Consider the following 19,881-nt stretch of genomic DNA (forward strand, 5'->3'; position numbering starts at 1 on the left):
CTCCGGCGGGACGCCGAGGTGCCAGTCCAGCCCGTAGCGCCGGAACAGCTCGCCGCGCAGCCGGTCGAGCGGCATCGGGACCCCCGGCAGCAGCAGCGCGAAGACCGCGCCCATCAGCTGCGCCCGCAGCATCGGGTACTCGGTGTCCGGGTCGGGCGAGCCCCAGCTCGCCACGGTGTCGCGCAGCAGGACCGCCAGCTGCTGCTGCTCCGCGCACTGGATGAAGCCGTCCGCCTGCAGGATGCCGGCCATGTGGTGCCGCATGAGTACCGGGTGGTCCTGGGAGAGGCCCAGGATCGCGTCGATGGCGCGGGCCATCCGCTCCTGCCCGTCCTCCGTGTGCGCCGGCCGCTCCAGGGCGGCGCCGAGCGTAAGATGCATCAGCCTGTGCACGGCCGACTGCACCAACTGGCGTTTGCCGGGGAAGTAGTACGAGACGAGACCGCGCGCGGAACCCGCGCGTTCTGCGATGTCCCCCAAGGTCGTGCCCTCGAAGCCCCGTTCGTCGACCAGCTCCACCGTGGCTTGCAGCAGACGCTCCCGGGAACGCCGTCTGAGTTCTTCATTGACTGCGGGCCTGCGGGGGGACATCCTGTAACTCCTGCCTTCACTGGCTGAGAGCCAGTATACTCGGCAAGGCTTCCGGCACCGACGTGAGCACGTCCGGTGCCGGGGGGAAGTGGTGGGCTCGGGCGATGCGGGGGATCGCCTGAGCCCACCATGCCTTTTGCGCCGCCCGAGTGCAGGTCGGTCACGTCACGTGACTGTTTCCTTGCAGGTCAGGAGCTATGCACCCGACCCGCCGAGGGAGTAGTCGCCTGTGCGGGGATCGTGGCCGATCCTGAGCGCTGGGAGATTTCGGGGAGATCAACTTGGTTCCGGGTGTTCCGCGGAGTCCGAGGGGGCTCGTACTCGCGGCGGTCGACGACCGGCTTCAGCGAGTCCTCCCAGAGCGACTGCAGCGTCTCGGCGATCCGCTTCTCCATCGCCGGGGTGGTGTGGCTGTAGGTGCCCTCGACGCCGGGGATCACATGCCGCATGCGCTCCTCGACAGCCACTCTAGGATGCCCGGCCTCATCGAGCCAGACCTTCATGCTGTGCCGCAGGCCGTGCGGCACGATGCCCTCCACCCCTGCGACCGCCCGCAGCGCCGGCAGCGTCGCCGGGCGGGACGCGAACCGCGCCGCCACCCGCCGGCCGTCCACGATCGGCCGCCACCAGTTGGTGTAGAACCACGCCCCAGTGTCGAGCTTCCCGCCGCGTGTCGCCGGGAACACCCACTCGCTGTCGTGGCTCGCAAGCAGCCGCCGCATCAGTTCCGCATGGAACGGCGCGAGGATCAGGTTGCCCGTGGAGCCGTACTTCGGATCGACCTGTGCCGGCTTGCCGTTGACCCGCTGGCTCTGCTCCTGGACGAGTAGTCGGCAGCCGGTGCCTTCGTCGACGAGGGCCAGATGCTCGCGCCGCAGCCCGGTCGCCTCGTTGATCCTCAGCCCGCAGTAGGCGATGGTCACGATCAGCACGTAGCCGGCCAGGCCGCGCAGCTCGTAGGCGTTGCGGGCGAGCAGCAATGCCTGACGAGGCGAAGCGATGACCGTCTCGTCCTTCGGCCCCTTCCCCTTGAACCTGCCGCGGCGGCGGGCCGCTCGCGTCGGCACCGGGTTGTCGCCGCGGACCTTCGAGGAGACAGCGTCGTCGAACATGGTCCGCATCACCGACATCGCGGACTTGACGTAGTTCGCGGAGTACCGCGCGCGGAGCTTCTTCTCCCACGTCTTCACGGCCACCTCGGTCACGTCGCCCATCGCTACCGACCCCCACTCGGGGAGGATCACCGACCGGAGCCGCTGCCGGTAGGTGCCGTCGCTGCGGTTGGCGAGTTCTACCGACTCGATCCAGAGTTCGGACCACTCGGCGACCGTGATCCTCCCGTCGCGCGGGTTGATGAACGTCTTGCGGCGCACGTCGACTTCGAGGCCGTGGGCGTAGCCCTCGGCATCGCGGGCCCGGTAGAAGGGCTGCCCCTGGTCGTCGCGGGAGACCGACCCCCAGGTTCCGTCGGGCAGCTTGTACCGGCCGCGGTAGCGGAACTTCCCTGCTCTCTTGTCCCAGCCACGCTTCTCCGCGTGCGCCATGCCGGCTCCCTGCGCTCAGGCGATAACTCGACTCCCAGTATGGCCGTTACAGCAGGCAGAGCCGGTCGACATCCAGCAGTGGGGGGAGGGTGAGCCCGATGCAGATTAGCCCGTCGGTGCCGGGTGGGTCGGTGGGCTGCTCGGTGCCGCCGTCGCTGGAGCCGTCAGTGCTGGTTGCGCCGTCCGTCCCGCCTGCGTCGTCGCTGGGCGATGGCTCTTCGTCTCCCGGGCTGGTGCCGGTGCCGCCGTCGGTCCCGGAGGTAGTGCCGGCCGGAGGTGGATTGTCTCCCGTCCCAGGGTCTGCGGTCGTTGTGGTGGTGCTGTCCCCGGCCGGCGTCGGGGCGTTCACCGCGGGCGCCTGGTCACTCGTGGGGCGGGGCTCCCCTCCCGGCCCGGTGTCTGCCGGACCCGTGGGGGAGGGGCGGGGCGAGTCGGAGCCCGCCGTGGGCGTAGGCATGGCCTCCGGGGGAATCGTTTCTCCGCCCGGGGCCTGCGGAGTCGCGGGCACGGCGGAAGGCCGCCTGTCGGCCTCGGTGTCGACGACCATGGCCGCACCCCACAGGATGGACGCTGCGGTGAGTCCGGCCACGGTCGCGGTGATGGTCGTCGCTGCCACGGTGTGTGTCTCGAATGCGGTCCGGATCTTGGTAGCGATCGCCGCGCCGGCGCCGATGCCGCCGGGAATCAGCAGGAGGTGGCCTTTCTTGCGTGTCGCCTCGGGCGGCTCGGCATCGGGACCGTCCTCCGCTGGAGCCAGCAGCGTCAGCCGGCCCTGGTGCATCTCGCGCTGCACCTCGGCCAGTTGGCCGCGTGCCCGGCAGAGCCCTCTCTCTACCCGGGCCATTCTCCGATACAGCATCACCACCAGCGCCACAAGTGCCCCTAGCGCCCATGCTGTTGCGAACCAAAGCACGTCCACGTCCACCCCCGTACCACGTCGCTGCACCCACCTCACGGGTTAGATACGTGCGTACCGCAAGGGGTTGCGTGCGTCGATAGCCCGGATGGCTGAATCGCGCCCCTATCCGGCGTCGCGCGCGATGCTGTCCTCTTGCTCGCGGGCGCGGGCGAGTGCAGCCTCCACAAGATCGCGGATCATCTGCGCCCGCTCCTCGTAGGGCAGGGCGGAGTCGATGATCGCCTGATAGCGGGGGTCGCGGAACACTGGTTCGCCGCCCTCTGCCGGCGCCGCTGCTTCTGGTCGCGTGGGGGATGGGGGGTTGAGCGGGACGGGGTCGCCGCCGTCGAGGATGCGCCTGGGGGAGTCGTCGGTCCAGCCGAAGTAGGCGGCGACGAGGCGGGCCGAGGAGGGGACGCGGGAGAAGCCCTTGCCGAACCTCCCGGTCTCAAGGTTCTGGATGGTCGATGCGTCCTGCCCTGTTGCCTCGGCGAGGTCGGCTTGCGTCATGCCGCGGTCGTCGCGGGCGTGCTTGACGGCGAGGCCGAGCCGCTTCCAGTCCTTGGCCATGTCTGCACCATGCCACAAGCCAAGGAAACGCGCACCTGCCGAATCACCCTTTTGACCTGTATCGATCGGTGTTGCGTGCGGTCTTTTGTTTCCTCATTAGGCGCGTGACGCATCACTGACCGCACCTGTTCGCACACTGAACGTGCAATTCCAGTGCCTCACGCGCTGCGGCACACCCGCAGAACACCGAACCAACACCGTCGAACCCCTTGCGATCACCGAACCAATCGGCCTAACGTACTGAACGTGACACCGAACGGAGACGCACTCAGGTCCATCCGTGAGGCACGCGGACTCAGCCTGAGACGGCTCGCGGACCTCATCGAACGCACCCCCGGCTACCTGTCCCGTATCGAGCGGAACCTGCAGCCCGCCGGTGAAGAAACCCTCCGCCGCTGCGCCGACGTACTGAATGTGCCCCTCGGCGCCATCACAAGGGAGACCCCGTGAACAGGAAGGACCAGCCTGCCCCCACTGCGGCCGGCCCGACCGTCCTCGACCACGACATCGTCGAGCGCCTCACCGAGGTTCTTGAGGCCATCACCCGCGGGCAACTGTCCGCCGCGGAGCTGGAGCTGAAGTGCTTCACCCCCGCCGAGGCCGCCGTCCTCCTCGGCAAGAGCGAGAACTGGGTGATCGAGGCCATCCAGGACGGCCGTATCCCGCGTACCTACGTCGGCAAGTCGCCGCGGATTCTCGCCCGCCACATCCGCGAGATCCAGGACAGCGGTGAGGTCAAGCCGCACAAGTACGCGAAGCCCGCCGCCTGACGGCTGCGGCCCCGCCCCGGGCCTTCACACACCGGGACGGAGCCACCGCGGCCCGCGGGCCGCGTGATCCACCCGCACATCCCGAATCTGAGAGAGGTGGACCAGTCTCATGGTCTCATCTGCAACTCCCGTACCCGAGCCGTCGGCTGAGCAGGCACTGCTGTCGCTGCTGTCGTGCCGTCCGGCGTCGGACGCGAAGACCAACCAGCACTACGTCGACCGATTCCGCGAGCAGGTCGAGGGCGAAGCGCGGTCCGAGGTCGACCGCCTGCGGGCTGAGCGGGACCGCTACCACAACGCGTGGCACAACGCCCGCGACCGTGCGGCGTCCGCACAGGCCGACGTGGAATACGTCGAGCGCGAGACCCGCGCCACCGTGCTGGACGAGGCGGCGGAGCGAGCCCTCGCACTGCGCCAGTTCGAGAAGGCCGCTGGCCCCCGCGCTAGTGCGCAGGTGTCCGAGAACGTCGGCATCCTCCGCGTCCACGACGAACTGCGCTCCATGGCCGCCGCCGCGCGCGACGCGCAGACGGGCGGTGAGTGACATGGCCGCCCCGGATGTGAACGCCGAGTTCAACGAGATCACCGAGGGCTTGTGCCAGTCGGAGTGGCGGGCGCTCTTTGAGTCCGTCGAGGACGAGCACGTGCCGTCTCCGGACGGCAACGGCACGGACCTCGGCGTGGAGATCGGCCGCATCGTCTTCAATCTCCTTCCGGAGCCCGTGATCGGCCCGGCGCTGGACGAACTGTTCCGCACCTACTGGGCGGCGCTGGTCAACGACCGCGTCGAGCTGGAGCGCTGGGAGTCCGAGCGCCAGCCGCGCGCCGAACTGACCGCACTGCTGGCCGCCCGCCGGGAGTGCCGCCGCTACGGCGACCCGTACCCGGACGGGCTGCTGGACGACATCGCCCGCCTCACCGACGAACTGCACGGCGGTGCGGCATGAACGCCCGGGACGAGTTGGACCGCTACATCGAAACGCTCCAGATCTTGGGCGGCGACAGCGACAACCGCAGCTCCGAGCAGGCGATCTCGGATGTATCGGCCCGTGACCACTTCATCGACGCCTACCGCGCCGAGGTGCTGGCGGAGGCGCACGGCGAGGTCGTGGCGTGGCTGGAGAAGAAGGCCAGCGAGCATCACGCGCAGGGCAGGCAGTACGCCAAGCAGGCCGGCGTCATCTGGCGCCTGGCCGACAAGGTCAGCCGAGGCGCGGTGAGGGTCTTCCCCTACAAGCCCCGCCGTCAGGTGGAAGACGTCCGCGCCGACGAGATCGGCGGTGCCTCCGATGACCGCTGACCGCATGACGCCGGAGCGCGAGCAGCAGATCCGTGAGCTGGCCGAGATGTCCGGCGAGGACAGCGCCATCGCGCAGACCGTCGCCGAGGTCGACCGCCTGCGTGGCGCGCTGCGTGAGGCGTGCGACCACGTCGCCGAGCAGGACGACAAGATCGAGCGGCTGACGCGGGAGCGGGACAGCCTGATCGCCGCGGGCCGCGAGGCGCTGACATCTCTGGATGAGCTGATCGCCGACCACCCGGACCCCGGCACTGCCGTGCTCGGATCCCGCCACATGCTGGCGCAGGCGCTCCTCATCGAGACCCAGGAAGCCACCACCTTCGCCGCCGAGGAGCGCGCGGCCGAGCTGCGTCGCATGGCCGATGAGCTGGCGTCACACCTGTCGCCTGCCAGCGACCGCGACCCGTCCGACTACGAGCGGGCCATGGGCGACTGCATCAACGATCTCCGCCGCCGCGCGGATGAGATCGGCGGTGGGTCGTGAGTCTCGAACTACGGACCTACCGGACCGCCCGCAAGGCGAAGCGCTGCGACATGCACGGCTGCTACCGGACCATCCAGCGCGGCGACCGGTACCTCCGCACGTCGCTCCCGCCGCAGGTCGACCCCAACTCCAGCGACCACTGGTGGTCACTGAACGTCTGCGCCGGGTGCATGTCACCCGAGGACCGCGAGCGCACCCAGCGCCGTGACGAGATCGGCGGTGCCTGATGGACGCCCTCGACTCCACCCCTGCTCCGGTCCTGGATGCCGCCGCTGTGCGGCTGGCTGACGCGCTGGACACCCGGCGCCCCCCGCGGCCGATTGCCGCGCTTCTCCGCTGGTTCGGCCTGGGAGGCAGGTCATGACCATCCCGCAGACCCTCCGCATCAACGCCCTCGACGACAGCGGCGACGTGGTTGCCGCCCGCGCGACCGCCCTGCGGCTCGACCGCGGCCGGCTCGACGAGCAGCGCCACCAGTACCTCGACCTCGACCCGGACAGCGCATGCCGCCCGCAGGGGTTCGTGTGTCCCGCCTGCCTGCCGAAGGGAGTGGCCTCCGATGGCTGACCAACTCGCGCGGCGCATTCTGGCCGCGCGCGCCCGGCACGACCGGCAGCAGCTCGCCGCCGACGCGGAGCTGATGGCCCGGCACGCCCGCCAGTTCGCCGACGACACCGCCGCAGGGCGACTCACCACCGCAGCCGGGGACGCCTCTCGCCTCGCGCAGGAAGCCCTTCAGCTCGCCGCCGCGGCGGCCCGACTCGGTGGCTGGACCGACGCCGCCGAGGTCGTCGAGGGGGGTGAGCCGTCGTGAGCCTCATCGACGACTTCACGCCCGCCTCGGCGATCGAGTCCCGCGCGCCGCTCGCGGACCGGGCGCAGTACGCGCTCACCCGGCTCGACACCATCGCCCGCCGCATCTGGGGCGACGAGACCACGTGGACCCCCATCCAGCGCCTCGCCTACGACGAGGCGCACGAAGAGATCTACGCCATGTACGAGCAGGACAGCGCCGCCGAGGAGGTGGCCTGATGACCGAGCGCCACTACCCGATCCCGCCGCAGCCGGACGACGACCCGCGGTTCTCCTTCGGTCTCATCTGGGACGTGGCCCGGCTGCTGGAGCAGCACGGCTACCCGCCGATCGACGGCGACGACTTCGTCGACCTCCGGCAGGCCCTCTACCGGTTCCTCTACACCGATCGGGACGGGGGTGCGTCGTGACCGCCCTGTCCCCGCGGCAGCACCGCCTGTGGGAGCTGCTGTGCGACCGCACGCGGGTCACCACCGGCGACGTGTGGGCCGCGAACCGCGGCCTCGACGCGCCGAAGAGGACCACCGCGCGCGGCGACGTAGGCGACTTCTGCCGCGCCGGGCTGCTCATCCCGCGCGGGCCGGAGGATGCGCGCTGGTTCGAGCCGGCGGGGGGTGCGTCGTGCTGACGCTCATGGACTGGTTCTGCGGTGCTGGCGGCTCCTCGCAGGGCGCGCACGCGGTGCCCGGGGTGAAGGTCACCCGTGCCGCGAACCACTGGGAACGCGCCATCGAGTCCCACGCCGCGAACTTCCCGGACACCGACCACTACCGCGGCGACATCCGCGAAGCACCCGTGGACCGCTGGCCCGTCTGCGACATCTTCTGGGCTTCCCCGGAGTGCCCGCAGTGGTCCAACGCCCGCGGCCGGAAGCGCGACTTCCACAACACCTTGCAGGGCGACCTGTTCGACGACGGCGCCACCCCGGAGGAAGTCGAGCGGTCGCGCGCCCTCATGGAGGAGGTGCCGCTGTACCTCCGCGGCGTGCAGGACCGCGGCGGCCTGGTCCTCGCCGGTGCCGTCGAGAACGTCGTTGACGTCCGTGCCTGGGACCAGTGGGACCGGTGGCTGGGCGAGATCCGCAAGCTCGGCTACCGCACGCGGACGATCGCGTTGAACAGCATGCACGCCGACCCCCGGTCGGTGCACCGTGCGCCTCAGTCAAGGGATCGCCTGTACGTGGCGTACTGGCACGAGAGCCTGCGCCGCACCCCGGACTGGGACAAGTGGCTGCGCCCGCGCGCCTGGTGCCCCGGCTGCGACGGCTGGGTGCAGGCCGTGCAGTCTTTCAAGGCCCCGGGCCGGGACATGGGCCGCTACCGGCAGCAGTACGTCTACCGCTGCCCCAATGCCGCGTGCCGGTCCCGGGTCGTCGAGCCGGAGGTGCTGCCCGCGGCGGTCGCGATCGACTGGTCGCTGCCCGGCCAGCGCATCGGCGATCGCGCGAAGCCCCTGGCGGAGAAGACCCTCGCGCGCATCCAGGCGGGGCTGGACAAGTTCGCCCGCCCGCTGATGGTCCCGGCAGGAGGGACGTGGCGGACCGACGCGGTCCCGGCTGATGGCCCCATGCCGACGCGCACGACCCGGGAGAACGACGGGCTGGCGATACCGCCACTCCTCATCCCCGTGGAGGGCCGCGACGGTAAAGAGCCGGCCTCCGCGAATCTGCCGTTGCGGACGCAGACCGCGCGGAACGAGACCGGGCTGGCGTGGCTGCCGTTCATGGTCACCATGCGGGGCGGGGGCGACCAGCTCCGCGGGCGGTCGATCGGCGAGCCGGTGGGCACCGTGTCGGCGAACGGCAACCACCACGGCCTGGTGATGCCGGACGCCGCGTTCGTGATGCGGAACAACAGCAGCCGGTCCGGACCGGGAGGCGAGCACTGCACCCCCACCACCGAGCCGCTACGCACGCTGACCGCCGCCGGGCACCAGTCGCTCATCACGTGGGAGCACCTGCTGGTGCCGTACTACGGCAACGGCACCGCCCGCACCGTGCGCGAGCCCGTCGGCACGCTGTCGACGCGCGACCGGTACGCCCTCGTGCGCGGCTCCGTCGACATCGAGGACGTGCTATTTCGCATGTTGGAGCCGCACGAGATCGGCCGCGCCATGAGCTTCGCCGACTCCTACGTCGTGCTCGGCAACAAGCGGGAGCGCGTCCGGCAGTACGGCAACGCCGTCACCCCCAACTGCGCCGAGGTCATCGTCGCCGCCCTCACCGAAGCCATCACCGGCGAGGACATCAGCAGGTATGAGGAGGTGGCCGCAGCATGACCGCCCCGACGCGCGAGCAACTGGCCGCCGACCTCGCCGCCGTGACCGCCCGCGTCACCGAGCTGGAGTCCCAGCTCCTCGACGCCCAGGCCGTGAACGCCCGCCTACGCGGCGGCGCCCCGGACTACGCGGCGTCCCTCGCCGCCGGCCACACCGAAACCCTCGCCGGCTTCGAGACGCGCACCGCCCGCCGGGACCTGTCGGCGCTGGTCGGCGGGGCGAGCCACCGGCACGACGGGCAGCGGTGGACCACGGGAGGTGCACGGTGAAGTCCTGGATGAAGGCCACCGCCGTCCTGGCTGGGTACATCGCGACGATCCCGGTCGCGAACTGGCTGGTCGCCCACGTCGATCCGCAGCCTGTCGGGCTCGGCTACGTGGCCCCGGCAGGGGTGTACATGGTGGGCCTCGTGCTGGTCCTGCGGGACGCGGTGCGCGAGACGGTCGGACGCCCCGCGGTGGCCGTTGCGATCGCCGCGGGTGCGGTGCTGTCGTTCTGGCTCGCCACCCCGGCGCTCGCCTTCGCCAGCGCGGCGGCGTTCGCGCTGTCGGAGACCGCCGATTCGCTGGTGTACGAGCCGCTGCGGAAGCGCGGCCGGCTGACCGCCGTGGCCGCGTCGAACGCGGTGGGCCTGGTCGCGGACAGCCTCCTGTTCCTGTGGCTGGCGTTCGGCTCCTTCACCTACCTGCCGGGGCAGTTGCTCGGCAAGGCGTGGATGACCCTCGCCGCGCTCGCCGTGATCGCCGTGTGGCGGTCCCGCCGGAAGGCGGTGGCGGCGTGATCCGCTTCTACATGGGTGCGAAGCCGCACTTCATCCAGCACACGGATGTGCCGCTGTTCGTCTCGGACCGGCACCTGAAGAAGATGCTCCGACTTCCGGAGGCCCGCGGCCCCGTGGCCGTCGACTCGGGCGGCTTCACTGAGCTGTCCCGTGAGGGCGGATGGCACAACGGGGCCACCCCCCGCCAGTACGTCGACCGCATCAACCGGTACGCGGCGGAGATCGGCATCGACTGGGCTGCCCCGCAGGACTGGATGTGCGAGCCGGACATGCTCGCCAGGACCGGCCTGACGGTCACCGAACATCAGCGCCGGACGGTCGGCAACTACCTCGACCTGAAGGCCGCCGACGACACGGCGCCGATCATCCCGGTGATACAGGGCTGGTCGCTCGCCGACTACGACCGCTGCGTCGTCATGTATGAGCAGGCGGGCGTGGATCTGACCGTGCTCCCGGTAGTCGGCATCGGGTCGGTGTGCCGCCGGCAGGCGACCCGCGAGGCCGCGGCTCTCGTGTACTGCCTCACCCAGATCACCGGCCTGCGCCTGCACGGCTTCGGCTTCAAAGTCGACGGGCTCCGAGAGGTCGCACACCTCTTCGTGTCCGCGGACTCCATGGCATGGTCCGCCGCCGGCCGCCGCGAACCCGAGGGCTGCTACTTCCGCCTGCCTCGCTCCCGCGGCCCGCACCGGAACGAGGCGAACTGCCTTCGGTACGCCCTCGCCTGGCGCCGGGACGTACTCGATGCCTGCGGCACCCAGCAACTCACGTTGGGGGTGGCCGCATGACCCGCCGTACCCGCGACGCCGTTCTCGCGATGGCCGCGCTGTGCATCCCGTCGGCCGGGCTGCTGATCCTCGCCCGCCGACTCACCAAGACGACTACCCACCAGGGGGAAACCCGATCATGAGCACCCGAGGCTTCATCTCATTCGCCGTCAACGGCGCGACCAAGACCGCCTACAACCACCACGACAGCTACCCGGACGGGCTCGGTCTCGACGTGCTCCGGTGGGCACGCGAAGCCGACCTGGGCGCCGCGAAGACGGCCGCTCAGGCATTGCGCGTCGTCACCGACGTCGATGAGCCGACCGACGAGGACATCGAGCGGCTGGCGCCGTTCACGAACCGCACCGTCGGTGGGCGGCGTGAGCGGCCGGACTGGTACCAGCTACTACGTGAGACGCAGGGCAGCCCTGCGCGGATGCTCCAGGCGGGCGTGATCGGAGATGCAAGCGAATTCCCGGCCGACTCCCTCTTCGCCGAGTGGGGCTACGTCGTCGACTTCGACGCGCAGAACTTCGAGGTCTACGAGGGCTTCCAGAAGCGCGCGCACACCGAGGGCCGGTTCGCGTCGCCTGAGTCGGATGACAACGGCTACTACCCCGTGCGCCTGATCAGGCTCTGGCCGCTGACGGCCCTGCCGGACGACCGGACGTTCGTCGCGGAACTGGAGGGCGAGGACGGCGGGAGTGACGACCGGTGACCCTCCACTTCCCGCGGCCGCGGATCCGCCGCCGCCCCGGCGCGCACACCGAACCCGGGCAGACGCAGCGCCTCCAGGCACGCGTCGACGACCTCACCAAGCAGCTCGACCGGCAGACGGCCATCAACGCCGACATCAGCCGTCGGCTCCGCGCCCTCGAAGCCCGCGACGCCAACGCGCACAGCATGTCCGAGTTGCCGCAGCACATCTCCACCGTCGCCAGCCCGCAGGCCCGGCCCGAACCCGTGAGCTGGGGCGTATGCGTCCGGCCGCTGCATCAGGCGCCGTTCGCCCACGGCGGTGGGGGGCGGGGGCGACGTGCGGATGCCGCGGGTCGACCGGCGGCCCGGCTGGGCCGAGGACGCCGGGGAGGTGGCGTGACCATGGACGACGTCGTCCGCACCCTGCGCACCGCAGCCGACCTCACCCTCACCCACGGCCCGGACCCGGTCGGCTGCATCCGCGCCGCCATCTACGGCGACCCCAACGCCGTCCTGCCGTTCGAGGACACATACGACTCGCTCCTCGCCGAGGACAGCGAGTACCGCCTGCAGTACCACCTCAACCCCGGCAGCTCCGATGCGGCCGACGACACCACCTGCGACGAATGGGCGGCCGGCCGCAGCGTCGCCGACGTGCGCACCGCCCTTCTCGCGACCGCCGACGAACTGGAGGCGGTGACACGGTGAGCGTCTACCACCACGACGACCACGTGACCCTCCTCCTCGGCAAGGCCCTGGAGCAGCTGGCGACGCTGCCGGACGGCTCCGTCGACTGCATCGTGACCAGCCCGCCGTACTACTGCGCACGCGACTACGGCGACCCCGGCCAGTACGGGCTGGAGGCTTCGCCCGCCGAATACGTCGCCACCCAGGTCGCCGTCTTCCGTGAGGCGCGGCGGGTGCTCACCGACGACGGCACCTGCTGGATCAACGTGGGCGACACATACGGGTCCGCACGGGAGATCCGCAGCCGCATCGGGATCACATCCGAACCCAGACGACCCGTCCCCGGGCAGCGCAAGAGCCTGCTGCTGATCCCCGAGCGTCTCGCGACGGCGCTCGTCGACGACGGATGGACGCTCCGCAACAAGATCGTGTGGCGGAAGACGTCATGCATGCCGGAACGTGTGGACGACCGGCTCAGCCGACGCCACGAGTACATCCTCCTGCTGACCAAGCAGGACACCTACACGTTCAACCTCGACGCCATCCGGGAGAAGCCCGCACACGCAGGCATGACCTCCGCTCAACGGCAGGCGACTCTGGGGCGGCACGTCTGGCACGGCCCTGCCGGGCACGGCGCGAAGGAGTCCGTCCCGAGTCTGGCCTCGCACCCTGCCGGGCCCAATCCCGGCGACGTATGGGACCTGCCGTCCGGGCAGACCAGCGGCGGCCACTTCGCGACGTTCCCGATCGACCTGCCGATCCGCTGCATCAAGGCCGGCTGCAAGCCCGGCGGCACCGTCCTGGACCCGTTCTCCGGCTCCGGCACCACCGGCGAGGCCGCCGTGCGGCTGCTGCGGAAGTACATCGGCATCGACCTGCGAGCGGCCTACCACGACCTCGCTATCCCACGGTTCGCGCAGCCCGGCTTCGACTTCGAGCCCGAGCCCGACTCCACCGAGACGCCGGCACCAGCGCCCGCGCTGTTCGACACCGCCTGAGGCCCGGCCCTGCGGGCGGTGACCGCCGCACCCGGCCGCGGGGCCGCACCACCCACCCACACCCAAGATCAACGCGTCCGCAAGGAGACCGAAGTGAGCAGCAAGACGCCGCCCCTGGCGGTAGTTGACACCGAGACCACTGGCCTCGACCGGTTCCTCCATGACGCCTGGGAGATCGCCGCGATCGTCCGAGCCGACGGCTACGAGGACGAGTACGTCTTCCGTATCGAGCCGGACCTGACGAACGCCGACTCCAAAGCGCTGGAGATCAACCGTTACCACGAGCGGACCACCGCGCCCGACTGGCGGTGGGATGACCGGCAGACCGCCGCCACCCGGCTGTACTCCCTCCTCAACGGCGCCGTGATTCTCGGCTCGAACCCGGCCTTCGACGCGGACATGATCGGCAACCTGTTCGGCCGCTACTACGCCGACCCGAGGCCGTGGCACTACCGCGTCATTGACGTGCCCGCCATGGCCGCCGGCTGGCTCTACGGCGCCAACGAGCACTTCACCTACAGCGGGCCCGTAGACCTCGCGGAGACGGTCGCTCTGCCGTGGAAGTCCTACCACCTGTCCGAGGCGCTGGGCGTAGCGCCCCCGGCGGAGAAGGAGCGGCACACCGCCCTCGCGGACGCCCGCTGGCAGGTCGCGCTGTACGACGCCGTCGTCGCCCGCCGCGGACAGGAGCGTGCCGCGTGACCGCTGTCGCCGAGGCCATGGAGCCGGGCCAGTACGACATCCCCGCCGAGCTCTACCACCAGGACCCCGTCCCCGGCGGCAGCCTGTCCGCGACCGGCGCGAAGAAGATCCTCGACTGCCCCGCCCGGTTCAAGCACGCCCTCGACAACCCCGAGCCGCCGAAGCGCGTGTTCGAACTGGGCACCGCCGCGCACTCCATTGTCCTCGGCGACGGCCCCGAGCTGGCGAAGATCGAGCACAAGGACTGGCGGACGAAGGCGGCTGCGGCCGACGTCAAGGCCGCCCGCGACGCCGGGAAGATCCCGCTGAAGCCGGCCGAGTACCAGGCCGTGTTCGACATGGCGACCGCCCTCGACGCCCACCCCGAAGCGTCCGAACTGCTGGCACCCGGGAGCGGTGAGGCCGAGCAGTCCCTCTTCTGGCAGGGCGAGGGCATCTGGTGGCGGGCCCGCCTCGACTGGCTCCGCGGCGACGGAATCGTCGACTACAAATCGGCCAAGTCCGTGAAGCCCGAGTCGCTGGAGAAGGCGATCTGGGAGTACGGCTACCACGTCCAGGAGCACGTCTACCGGACCGGCGCCGCAGCCCTCGGGATCCTCCCGCCCGCCGCGCCGTTCCGGTTCATCTTCCAGGAGCGCGAGGCGCCGTACCTGATCACGGTCGCCGAACTCGACCCCGCGGCACAGGAGATCGCCCGTCGCGACGTCGCCACCGCCGCGTTCCTCTACGACCGCGGGCGCCGCACCGGCGAATGGCCCGCCTATGTGCCGCAGACCGCTGTCCTCACGCTGCCCGAGTGGGTCCAGCGCCAGTACCGATAGGAGATCCAGTGTCCAACCTGCCCCCGCCCAAGCGCGCCGCCCAGCAGCGGCAGCCCGCCGACGACGAGATCGAGTTCGTCTTCCGCCCCGCCACCAAGGAGGGCTCCAAAGCCCGCGTCGCCGTCCAAGGAGTCTCCGGCTCCGGCAAGACATGGACCGGACTGTCCATCGCCCACGGCCTCGCCGAAGGCCAGCGGTTCGCCGTCATCGACACCGAGCGCGGCGCCGCATCCCTGTACGTCGGAATCAACGGCATCCAGTTCGACGTGCTGCAGATGCACCGCTACGACCCGCGGGACCTCGGCAAGGCCCTCACGGCCGCCGAGCAGGCGGGCTACGGCGTCGTGTTCGTCGACTCCCTGTCGCACTTCTGGAAGGGCACCGACGGCACCCTCCAGCAGGTCGACCGCGCCAAGGGCAGGTTCGGCGGCAACTCCTTCGCCGGCTGGCAGGAGGGCACCCCCATGCAGAACGACATGATCGATGCCCTCCTCGCCTTCCCCGGGCACGTCGTCGTCACCATGCGCTCCACCACCGAGTGGGTGCTACAGGAGAACGAGCGCGGCAAGAAAGAGCCCAAGCAGATGGGCATGCGCGCCGAACAGCGCAAGGGCGTCGAGTACGAATTCGGCCTCGTCTGCTCCATGGACATCGACAACACGCTGACCGTGCTGAAGACCCGCTGCCCGTCGCTGCACCGCGCCGTCATCAAGGAGCCCAACGGCGGCGCTGACATCGCCAAGCCGCTCCTGGAGTGGCTGAACGACGGCAGCCAGGCGGCCCCGGCGGCTGAGGTGGACCCGGCCGAGTACATCGACCGTGCCGTGAACCTCGCCAGCTACGACGAGGCGATCGCCCTCTACAGCGAGGTCGACGCCCGCGGGCTGCTCGCCACGCCGCACCTCGACGGCGACACCCCGACGTCCCTCGGCGACTACATCCGCGCCCGCGGCACCGCGCTGAAGAACGCACCCGCCGACGAGCCGGAGCAGGGCGGTACCGCATGAGCAACGACCGCCGCGACTACATGGTGCGCGTCGGCAACGTCGCGGTCCGCCGCGACTGCTTCACCCCGCACCCGGAGGCGCAGGCCATCGCGAACGTCGCCGCCACGACGCACAGCTTCGACTGCGTGCAGGCGCTGCGGCAGCAGGCGGACGACGAGCAACTGCTCAACGCAGGCATCGACGCGGACGACACCGGCGAGCCGGACATGCTCCGCGACTACCTCGACCGCCGCGCCGCCGTCCTCAACCCCACCCCGTAACCCGACCGCGGGGCCGTCCCGCCCGCCCCAAACAGGCGGGCCGACCCCAGCAAGGAGCATCCCATGAGCGACCCGCGACCCCTCACGACCGCCGAGTGGCAGCACGCGGTCGACAGCCACGGCCTCGTCGCCGGACCCGCATACGCCTACGGCCTGCCCGACGGCACCATCGAACTCGCCGTCCACATCGCCACCGGCGACGACCTGACCGAGGACGCCCGTCAGCAGCTCCACGCCGAGCTGCACACCGCCATCGACGACACCTTCCGTCGCGTCCTCGGCCGCACGCCGGGCCGCTCCGGCGGCATGCTCATCGCGAGGGCCGAACGATGACCGCCCGCCGCCAGCCGGGGCCCGGCCAGCAGGACATCACCGGCGCCGAGGTCCCGCCGCAGGACGACTTCGACACGTGGCTAGAGAAGATCCGCGAGGCGTACCTGACCGCCGCCGCGTCCGGCCGCACCTTCACCTGCTTCGAGATAGCAGACGAGAACCACCTCCCCGAGCCGCCGAACCCCCGCGCCCACTGGGGCCGCGCGATGGAACTCTTCGCCGCCGACGGCTACATCCGCACCGCCGGCTGGGCCGCATCCACCCGACCCACCACACGGCACAGCGGAGTGCGGACCTGGCGCGGGACCCGGGCCGCGCAGCAGGGCAGGGCCGCATGACGACCTCCCTCGCCCTCCTCGCCGCCGCGGTCCTCGCCGCCGGGGCAGTCCGCCTCCGCCGCGCCGCCCGCCAGGTGCGCGCCCTCAAGCGCGAGACGGCCGACGCCGGCTTCACCGCGCACTGCGACGAACTGCTCGCGATCGTCCGCGACACGCAGCCCGGCCGCGACGAGAACGCACGGCTGCTGCTGGAGGACATGTGGCGGCAGGACGCCGCCGCCCGCAGGAACACCGGACCCCGGCCCCGGAAGGAGGAACTGTGAGCACCGAGACCCGCGAAGCACCGCACCACGACAACCTCACCTGCGTCAAGCAGTACCGTTGCCGCCGGCCCGAATGCCTCGACCGCGAGCGCCAGTACAACAACACCCGCATGCGTCTCATCGCCTACGGGCGCTGGGAGCCCTACGTCGACGCCGAACCCGTCCGCGCCCACGTGCGCATGCTCATGTCCTACGGCATCGGGTGGCAGCGTGTCTGCCGCATCAGCGGCGTACCCAACGGCAGCATCAGCCGCCTCCTCTACGGCGACACCCGTGAAGGCCGCAAGCCGTCCAAGCGCGTCCGTACCGCCACCGCGGACAAGGTCTTCGCCATCCGGCCGTCCCTCGACAACGTCGCCGACCGGCGCGCCGTAGACGGCACCGGCACCCGCCGCCGCCTCCAGGCCCTCATGGCCGTCGGCTGGCCGCAGGCACACCTCGCCGACCACCTCGGCGTCACCCACACGACCGTGTACGAGCAGATCAACCACAAGGTGGACACCGCCACCGGGGCCACGGCCCGCGCCGTTCGCGACCTGTACGACCGGCTGTGGAACGTCGACCCCACCAGCCGCGGCGTCAGCCAGCGATGGGCCGACCAGGCCCGCGCGGTGGCCGCCCGCAACGGCTGGCCGCCGCCCGCCGCCTGGGATGACGACTACATCGACAGCCCCGCCGCCATCGCCGACCTCGGCGACAGCGCCACGCGCAGCGACGCCCTCGCCGAGGACGCCCTCTGGCTCATCAACACCCAGGGCTACGACCGCGCCCGGGCCGCCGAACGGCTCGGCGTGAAGCGCGGCACCCTCGACACTGCGATCGCCCGCTCCGGCCTCACCCAGCAGGACACGGAGCAGGCCGCATGAGCCCCACCAAGCGCGCCACCATCCGCTGCAGCGCCTGCGGCCAGGTCAAAACCCACCGCGCCCACGGCTGGTGCCACACCTGCTACAACCGCTGGTTCTCCCACGGCAAACCCGAGGGCGGGCCGCCCCCGCGGCAGGACAACGGACCCCGGCCCGCGCCACCGCTCGAAGGGGCTGTGCCCAGCGAGCCCAACCGGCGGCGCGGGGTCCGCAAGCCCAAGCGGGGCGGGCGCGCCGACATCCCGGCCCGCGCCGACTGGACCACTGCGCAGCGGAAGCTCGCCCGGCACATCGCGTTGGGCGCCCGCGGGGCGGAAGACAGACGGCTGCTGCTGGAAGCCGTCGGGCTGGCGCCGGCGAACGACGGCGAGCAGGAGCGTGCGGCGTGAACGCCCGGCGCCGGACTGCGCGGTACACGAGGCGCCGCAAGCCGCACAAGCCCGGGGTGAAGCAGAAAAGCCCAGGTCAACGGCAGTTGCGGAGCTAGGCCCGCACCTGCGCAGCATCAGCCCATCCCACGATCCGAATCGTCAGAAAGAAGCAGCTCATGGCACGTGGCCACGGCAGGATCCTCACCTCCATCTGGGAGGACCCGGACTTCCTGGCGCTGGACGAGCGGGCGCAGCGCCTCTACCTGTTCTTGATCTCCCAGCCGAACCTGAACCACGCCGGCCTGCTCGACCTCACCCTCCGGCGCTGGGCGCGCAAGGCCCGCGGCCTCACGGTCGCCGAGTTGGAGAAGCGCATCGCCGACCTGGAGGACGCGCGCTTCGTCGTCGTGGACGAGGACACGGAAGAACTCCTGATCCGTTCCTTCGTCCGCAACGACGGCGTGTGGCGCATGCCGAAGGTCATGGGCGCGATGGTGTCCGGCGCACTGGAGATGACGTCGCGCCGGCTACAGCGCGCGCTCCTGGCGGAGATGGACCGCGTCCCGCTGGAGGAGCTGAGCAGCGAGCCGACGAAGCTCCGCAACGGGGGTCAGGGGCCGTCGATCCGGCAGCAGGTCGCCGACTGTATCAACACCCTCCGGAAGGCGTTCGGCAGCCCTGACGACGACCCCTCGGGAAGGGGTTCCGCAACCCCCTCCGGACCCCCTTCGGTAACCCCCTCCGAGACCCTTCCCGAGGGGGGTCCGAGACCCTCAACGCGCGGGCGCGCGGGCACGTCACGCGCGCCTTCCCCATCCCCTGCCCCTACCCCTACCCCTCACCCCATCCCCAGGGGGGTCGGTTCAGGTGGTGATCTCACTTACGCGCCAGGCTCGGAATCTTCGCGGCCTGAAGGCCGCGCCCCCATCGACGATGCCGGGTTCGAGTTGACCGACGGCATGCGCCGCTGGGCCGAGCAGACCTACCCCCGGGTCGATGTCGACTACGCCACGAATCTGTTCATCACCCACTTCCGGGGCGAGGGCGTCAACCGCCCCAACTGGTACGCCGAGTGGCAGAAGTGGATCACGCGGGAGAACAAGTACATCTCCGAACGCGGCACCCCCAGCAACGTCGTCCAGCTCCCCACCGGCCAGACCCTCACCGGCAGCGACGCGAACTTCGCCGGCCACGCCGCCCTCACCGCGCAACTCCGCGCCCAGGAAGACCAGGAGCGAACCTCATGACACCCGCCGAAGCGGCCGATCTCCTTGCACGCTGCGCAGCCTTCGACAACCGCAAGCCAAGCCTCGTCGCCGCACAAGCGTGGGCGAACGCCCTCAACGAGACACCCCTCGACGCGGACTGCTTCGCCGCGGTGGATCGCTTCTACGGCATGCCGCCGGAGAAGCCCGGGGAGCGTCTGTGGATCCAGCCGCACGACGTCCGCACCCACCGGAAGATCATCCGTTCGGAGCGGCTGGCCAACTTCGTGTACGAACCCCCGCCGGACGGCGGTCCTGACCCCGGCTACCGGCGACGGCTGAAGGGGCAGCTCGATGCCGTCGCGTCCGGCCGCGCATCCGCCCCCACGGCGCCGCCCGCGCTCACCGGCGGCCCGCACCCCGACCTCGAAAGGGTCCTCGACGGCTTCGGCCAGGAGGTCCCGGACGTGGACGACGCCCCGGAGGTCGCCGCGGTGAAGCGGCCCGGACCCCTCGGGATCGTGTGCCCGAAATGC

Annotated in this window: 35 protein-coding genes; 31 read left to right on the forward strand and 4 right to left on the reverse strand. The window is 70.9% G+C overall.

What is annotated here, in order from left to right; genetic code table 11:
* From H5J30_RS03100 to H5J30_RS03115, 4 genes are all read right to left on the reverse strand, one after another.
* Positions 1–591 (reverse strand): TetR/AcrR family transcriptional regulator (locus H5J30_RS03100; RefSeq protein ID WP_181785590.1); only part of this gene is annotated, 591 nt, incomplete at its 3' end.
* Positions 592–779: 188 nt separating this feature from the next.
* Positions 780–2,135, reverse strand: coding sequence for a tyrosine-type recombinase/integrase (locus H5J30_RS03105; protein WP_181785591.1), 1,356 nt, complete (start codon positions 2,133–2,135; stop codon positions 780–782).
* Positions 2,136–2,181: 46 nt separating this feature from the next.
* A complete protein-coding gene (locus H5J30_RS03110) occupies positions 2,182–3,009 on the reverse strand; it encodes a hypothetical protein (RefSeq protein WP_181785592.1) in 828 nt (275 codons plus the stop codon).
* A 147-nt stretch (positions 3,010–3,156) separates the two neighbouring features.
* On the reverse strand, positions 3,157–3,603 hold the full coding sequence (locus H5J30_RS03115) for a helix-turn-helix domain-containing protein (RefSeq protein WP_181785593.1): 447 nt from the start codon (positions 3,601–3,603) through the stop codon (positions 3,157–3,159).
* Between the two features lie 246 nt (positions 3,604–3,849).
* Between H5J30_RS03115 and H5J30_RS37640 the strand changes: the two genes are divergently transcribed.
* From H5J30_RS37640 to H5J30_RS03265, 31 genes are all read left to right on the forward strand, one after another.
* Positions 3,850–4,053, forward strand: a complete 204-nt coding sequence (locus H5J30_RS37640; protein ID WP_181785594.1) for a helix-turn-helix domain-containing protein — start codon at positions 3,850–3,852, stop codon at positions 4,051–4,053.
* A complete protein-coding gene (locus tag H5J30_RS03125; RefSeq protein WP_181785595.1) occupies positions 4,050–4,373 on the forward strand; it encodes a helix-turn-helix domain-containing protein in 324 nt (107 codons plus the stop codon). Before H5J30_RS37640 ends, H5J30_RS03125 begins: the two co-directional genes overlap by 4 nt.
* 109 nt (positions 4,374–4,482) lie before the next feature.
* Entirely contained in the window at positions 4,483–4,917 is a 435-nt protein-coding gene (locus H5J30_RS03130; RefSeq protein WP_181785596.1) for a hypothetical protein, read from the forward strand.
* A gap of 1 nt (position 4,918) precedes the next feature.
* Entirely contained in the window at positions 4,919–5,320 is a 402-nt protein-coding gene (locus tag H5J30_RS03135) for a hypothetical protein (protein ID WP_181785597.1), read from the forward strand.
* Positions 5,317–5,673: a hypothetical protein gene (locus H5J30_RS03140; RefSeq protein WP_181785598.1), complete on the forward strand. Its 357-nt coding sequence runs from the start codon at positions 5,317–5,319 to the stop codon at positions 5,671–5,673. The genes H5J30_RS03135 and H5J30_RS03140 overlap by 4 nt, the downstream gene beginning before the upstream one ends.
* On the forward strand, positions 5,663–6,157 hold the full coding sequence (locus H5J30_RS03145) for a hypothetical protein (protein WP_181785599.1): 495 nt from the start codon (positions 5,663–5,665) through the stop codon (positions 6,155–6,157). Before H5J30_RS03140 ends, H5J30_RS03145 begins: the two co-directional genes overlap by 11 nt.
* Positions 6,154–6,384, forward strand: a complete 231-nt coding sequence (locus H5J30_RS03150) for a hypothetical protein (protein WP_181785600.1) — start codon at positions 6,154–6,156, stop codon at positions 6,382–6,384. Before H5J30_RS03145 ends, H5J30_RS03150 begins: the two co-directional genes overlap by 4 nt.
* A gap of 133 nt (positions 6,385–6,517) precedes the next feature.
* Positions 6,518–6,724 carry a hypothetical protein gene (locus H5J30_RS03155; RefSeq protein ID WP_181785601.1) on the forward strand — a complete coding sequence of 69 codons (207 nt, stop codon included), beginning with the start codon at positions 6,518–6,520 and terminating at the stop codon, positions 6,722–6,724.
* Complete coding sequence (locus H5J30_RS03160) at positions 6,717–6,971, forward strand: hypothetical protein (protein WP_181785602.1); 255 nt, start codon at positions 6,717–6,719, stop codon at positions 6,969–6,971. The genes H5J30_RS03155 and H5J30_RS03160 overlap by 8 nt, the downstream gene beginning before the upstream one ends.
* A complete protein-coding gene (locus H5J30_RS03165) occupies positions 6,968–7,189 on the forward strand; it encodes a hypothetical protein (RefSeq protein WP_181785603.1) in 222 nt (73 codons plus the stop codon). Before H5J30_RS03160 ends, H5J30_RS03165 begins: the two co-directional genes overlap by 4 nt.
* A complete protein-coding gene (locus H5J30_RS03170; RefSeq protein ID WP_181785604.1) occupies positions 7,189–7,380 on the forward strand; it encodes a hypothetical protein in 192 nt (63 codons plus the stop codon). Before H5J30_RS03165 ends, H5J30_RS03170 begins: the two co-directional genes overlap by 1 nt.
* Positions 7,377–7,598 carry a hypothetical protein gene (locus H5J30_RS03175; RefSeq protein WP_181785605.1) on the forward strand — a complete coding sequence of 74 codons (222 nt, stop codon included), beginning with the start codon at positions 7,377–7,379 and terminating at the stop codon, positions 7,596–7,598. Before H5J30_RS03170 ends, H5J30_RS03175 begins: the two co-directional genes overlap by 4 nt.
* Entirely contained in the window at positions 7,592–9,247 is a 1,656-nt protein-coding gene (locus tag H5J30_RS03180; protein WP_309505413.1) for a DNA cytosine methyltransferase, read from the forward strand. Before H5J30_RS03175 ends, H5J30_RS03180 begins: the two co-directional genes overlap by 7 nt.
* Positions 9,244–9,516 carry a hypothetical protein gene (locus tag H5J30_RS03185; RefSeq protein ID WP_181785606.1) on the forward strand — a complete coding sequence of 91 codons (273 nt, stop codon included), beginning with the start codon at positions 9,244–9,246 and terminating at the stop codon, positions 9,514–9,516. Before H5J30_RS03180 ends, H5J30_RS03185 begins: the two co-directional genes overlap by 4 nt.
* Complete coding sequence (locus tag H5J30_RS03190) at positions 9,513–10,028, forward strand: VUT family protein (RefSeq protein WP_309505414.1); 516 nt, start codon at positions 9,513–9,515, stop codon at positions 10,026–10,028. The genes H5J30_RS03185 and H5J30_RS03190 overlap by 4 nt, the downstream gene beginning before the upstream one ends.
* Positions 9,995–10,816: a deazapurine DNA modification protein DpdA family protein gene (locus H5J30_RS03195; RefSeq protein WP_309505415.1), complete on the forward strand. Its 822-nt coding sequence runs from the start codon at positions 9,995–9,997 to the stop codon at positions 10,814–10,816. Before H5J30_RS03190 ends, H5J30_RS03195 begins: the two co-directional genes overlap by 34 nt.
* Positions 10,813–10,938 (forward strand): hypothetical protein, encoded by a 126-nt coding sequence (locus H5J30_RS36350; protein WP_258563064.1) that lies wholly within the window; start codon positions 10,813–10,815, stop codon positions 10,936–10,938. The genes H5J30_RS03195 and H5J30_RS36350 overlap by 4 nt, the downstream gene beginning before the upstream one ends.
* A complete protein-coding gene (locus H5J30_RS03200) occupies positions 10,935–11,513 on the forward strand; it encodes a hypothetical protein (protein ID WP_181785607.1) in 579 nt (192 codons plus the stop codon). Before H5J30_RS36350 ends, H5J30_RS03200 begins: the two co-directional genes overlap by 4 nt.
* Entirely contained in the window at positions 11,510–12,202 is a 693-nt protein-coding gene (locus H5J30_RS03205) for a hypothetical protein (protein WP_181785608.1), read from the forward strand. Before H5J30_RS03200 ends, H5J30_RS03205 begins: the two co-directional genes overlap by 4 nt.
* Entirely contained in the window at positions 12,199–13,179 is a 981-nt protein-coding gene (locus tag H5J30_RS03210; RefSeq protein WP_309505416.1) for a DNA-methyltransferase, read from the forward strand. The genes H5J30_RS03205 and H5J30_RS03210 overlap by 4 nt, the downstream gene beginning before the upstream one ends.
* Before the next feature lie 93 nt (positions 13,180–13,272).
* Positions 13,273–13,881 (forward strand): 3'-5' exonuclease, encoded by a 609-nt coding sequence (locus H5J30_RS03215; RefSeq protein WP_181785610.1) that lies wholly within the window; start codon positions 13,273–13,275, stop codon positions 13,879–13,881.
* On the forward strand, positions 13,878–14,702 hold the full coding sequence (locus tag H5J30_RS03220) for a PD-(D/E)XK nuclease-like domain-containing protein (RefSeq protein ID WP_309505417.1): 825 nt from the start codon (positions 13,878–13,880) through the stop codon (positions 14,700–14,702). The genes H5J30_RS03215 and H5J30_RS03220 overlap by 4 nt, the downstream gene beginning before the upstream one ends.
* 8 nt (positions 14,703–14,710) lie before the next feature.
* Entirely contained in the window at positions 14,711–15,709 is a 999-nt protein-coding gene (locus H5J30_RS03225; RefSeq protein WP_309505418.1) for an ATP-binding protein, read from the forward strand.
* Positions 15,706–15,969, forward strand: coding sequence for a hypothetical protein (locus H5J30_RS03230; RefSeq protein ID WP_181785612.1), 264 nt, complete (start codon positions 15,706–15,708; stop codon positions 15,967–15,969). The genes H5J30_RS03225 and H5J30_RS03230 overlap by 4 nt, the downstream gene beginning before the upstream one ends.
* Positions 15,970–16,032: 63 nt before the next feature.
* A complete protein-coding gene (locus H5J30_RS03235) occupies positions 16,033–16,302 on the forward strand; it encodes a hypothetical protein (RefSeq protein WP_181785613.1) in 270 nt (89 codons plus the stop codon).
* Complete coding sequence (locus H5J30_RS03240; RefSeq protein WP_220188477.1) at positions 16,299–16,640, forward strand: hypothetical protein; 342 nt, start codon at positions 16,299–16,301, stop codon at positions 16,638–16,640. Before H5J30_RS03235 ends, H5J30_RS03240 begins: the two co-directional genes overlap by 4 nt.
* Positions 16,637–16,903, forward strand: coding sequence for a hypothetical protein (locus H5J30_RS03245; protein ID WP_181785614.1), 267 nt, complete (start codon positions 16,637–16,639; stop codon positions 16,901–16,903). Before H5J30_RS03240 ends, H5J30_RS03245 begins: the two co-directional genes overlap by 4 nt.
* Positions 16,900–17,769: a hypothetical protein gene (locus H5J30_RS03250; RefSeq protein WP_181785615.1), complete on the forward strand. Its 870-nt coding sequence runs from the start codon at positions 16,900–16,902 to the stop codon at positions 17,767–17,769. The genes H5J30_RS03245 and H5J30_RS03250 overlap by 4 nt, the downstream gene beginning before the upstream one ends.
* Entirely contained in the window at positions 17,766–18,158 is a 393-nt protein-coding gene (locus H5J30_RS03255) for a hypothetical protein (RefSeq protein WP_181785616.1), read from the forward strand. The genes H5J30_RS03250 and H5J30_RS03255 overlap by 4 nt, the downstream gene beginning before the upstream one ends.
* Positions 18,159–18,316: 158 nt before the next feature.
* Complete coding sequence (locus H5J30_RS03260) at positions 18,317–19,387, forward strand: hypothetical protein (protein ID WP_181785617.1); 1,071 nt, start codon at positions 18,317–18,319, stop codon at positions 19,385–19,387.
* Positions 19,384–19,881: hypothetical protein (locus tag H5J30_RS03265; protein ID WP_220188478.1), on the forward strand; the 498-nt coding region annotated here is incomplete at its 3' end. The genes H5J30_RS03260 and H5J30_RS03265, both read left to right, overlap by 4 nt.

The sequence above is a fragment of the Streptomyces phytophilus genome, assembly GCF_013870535.1.
Lineage (GTDB): Bacteria > Actinomycetota > Actinomycetes > Streptomycetales > Streptomycetaceae > Streptomyces > Streptomyces phytophilus.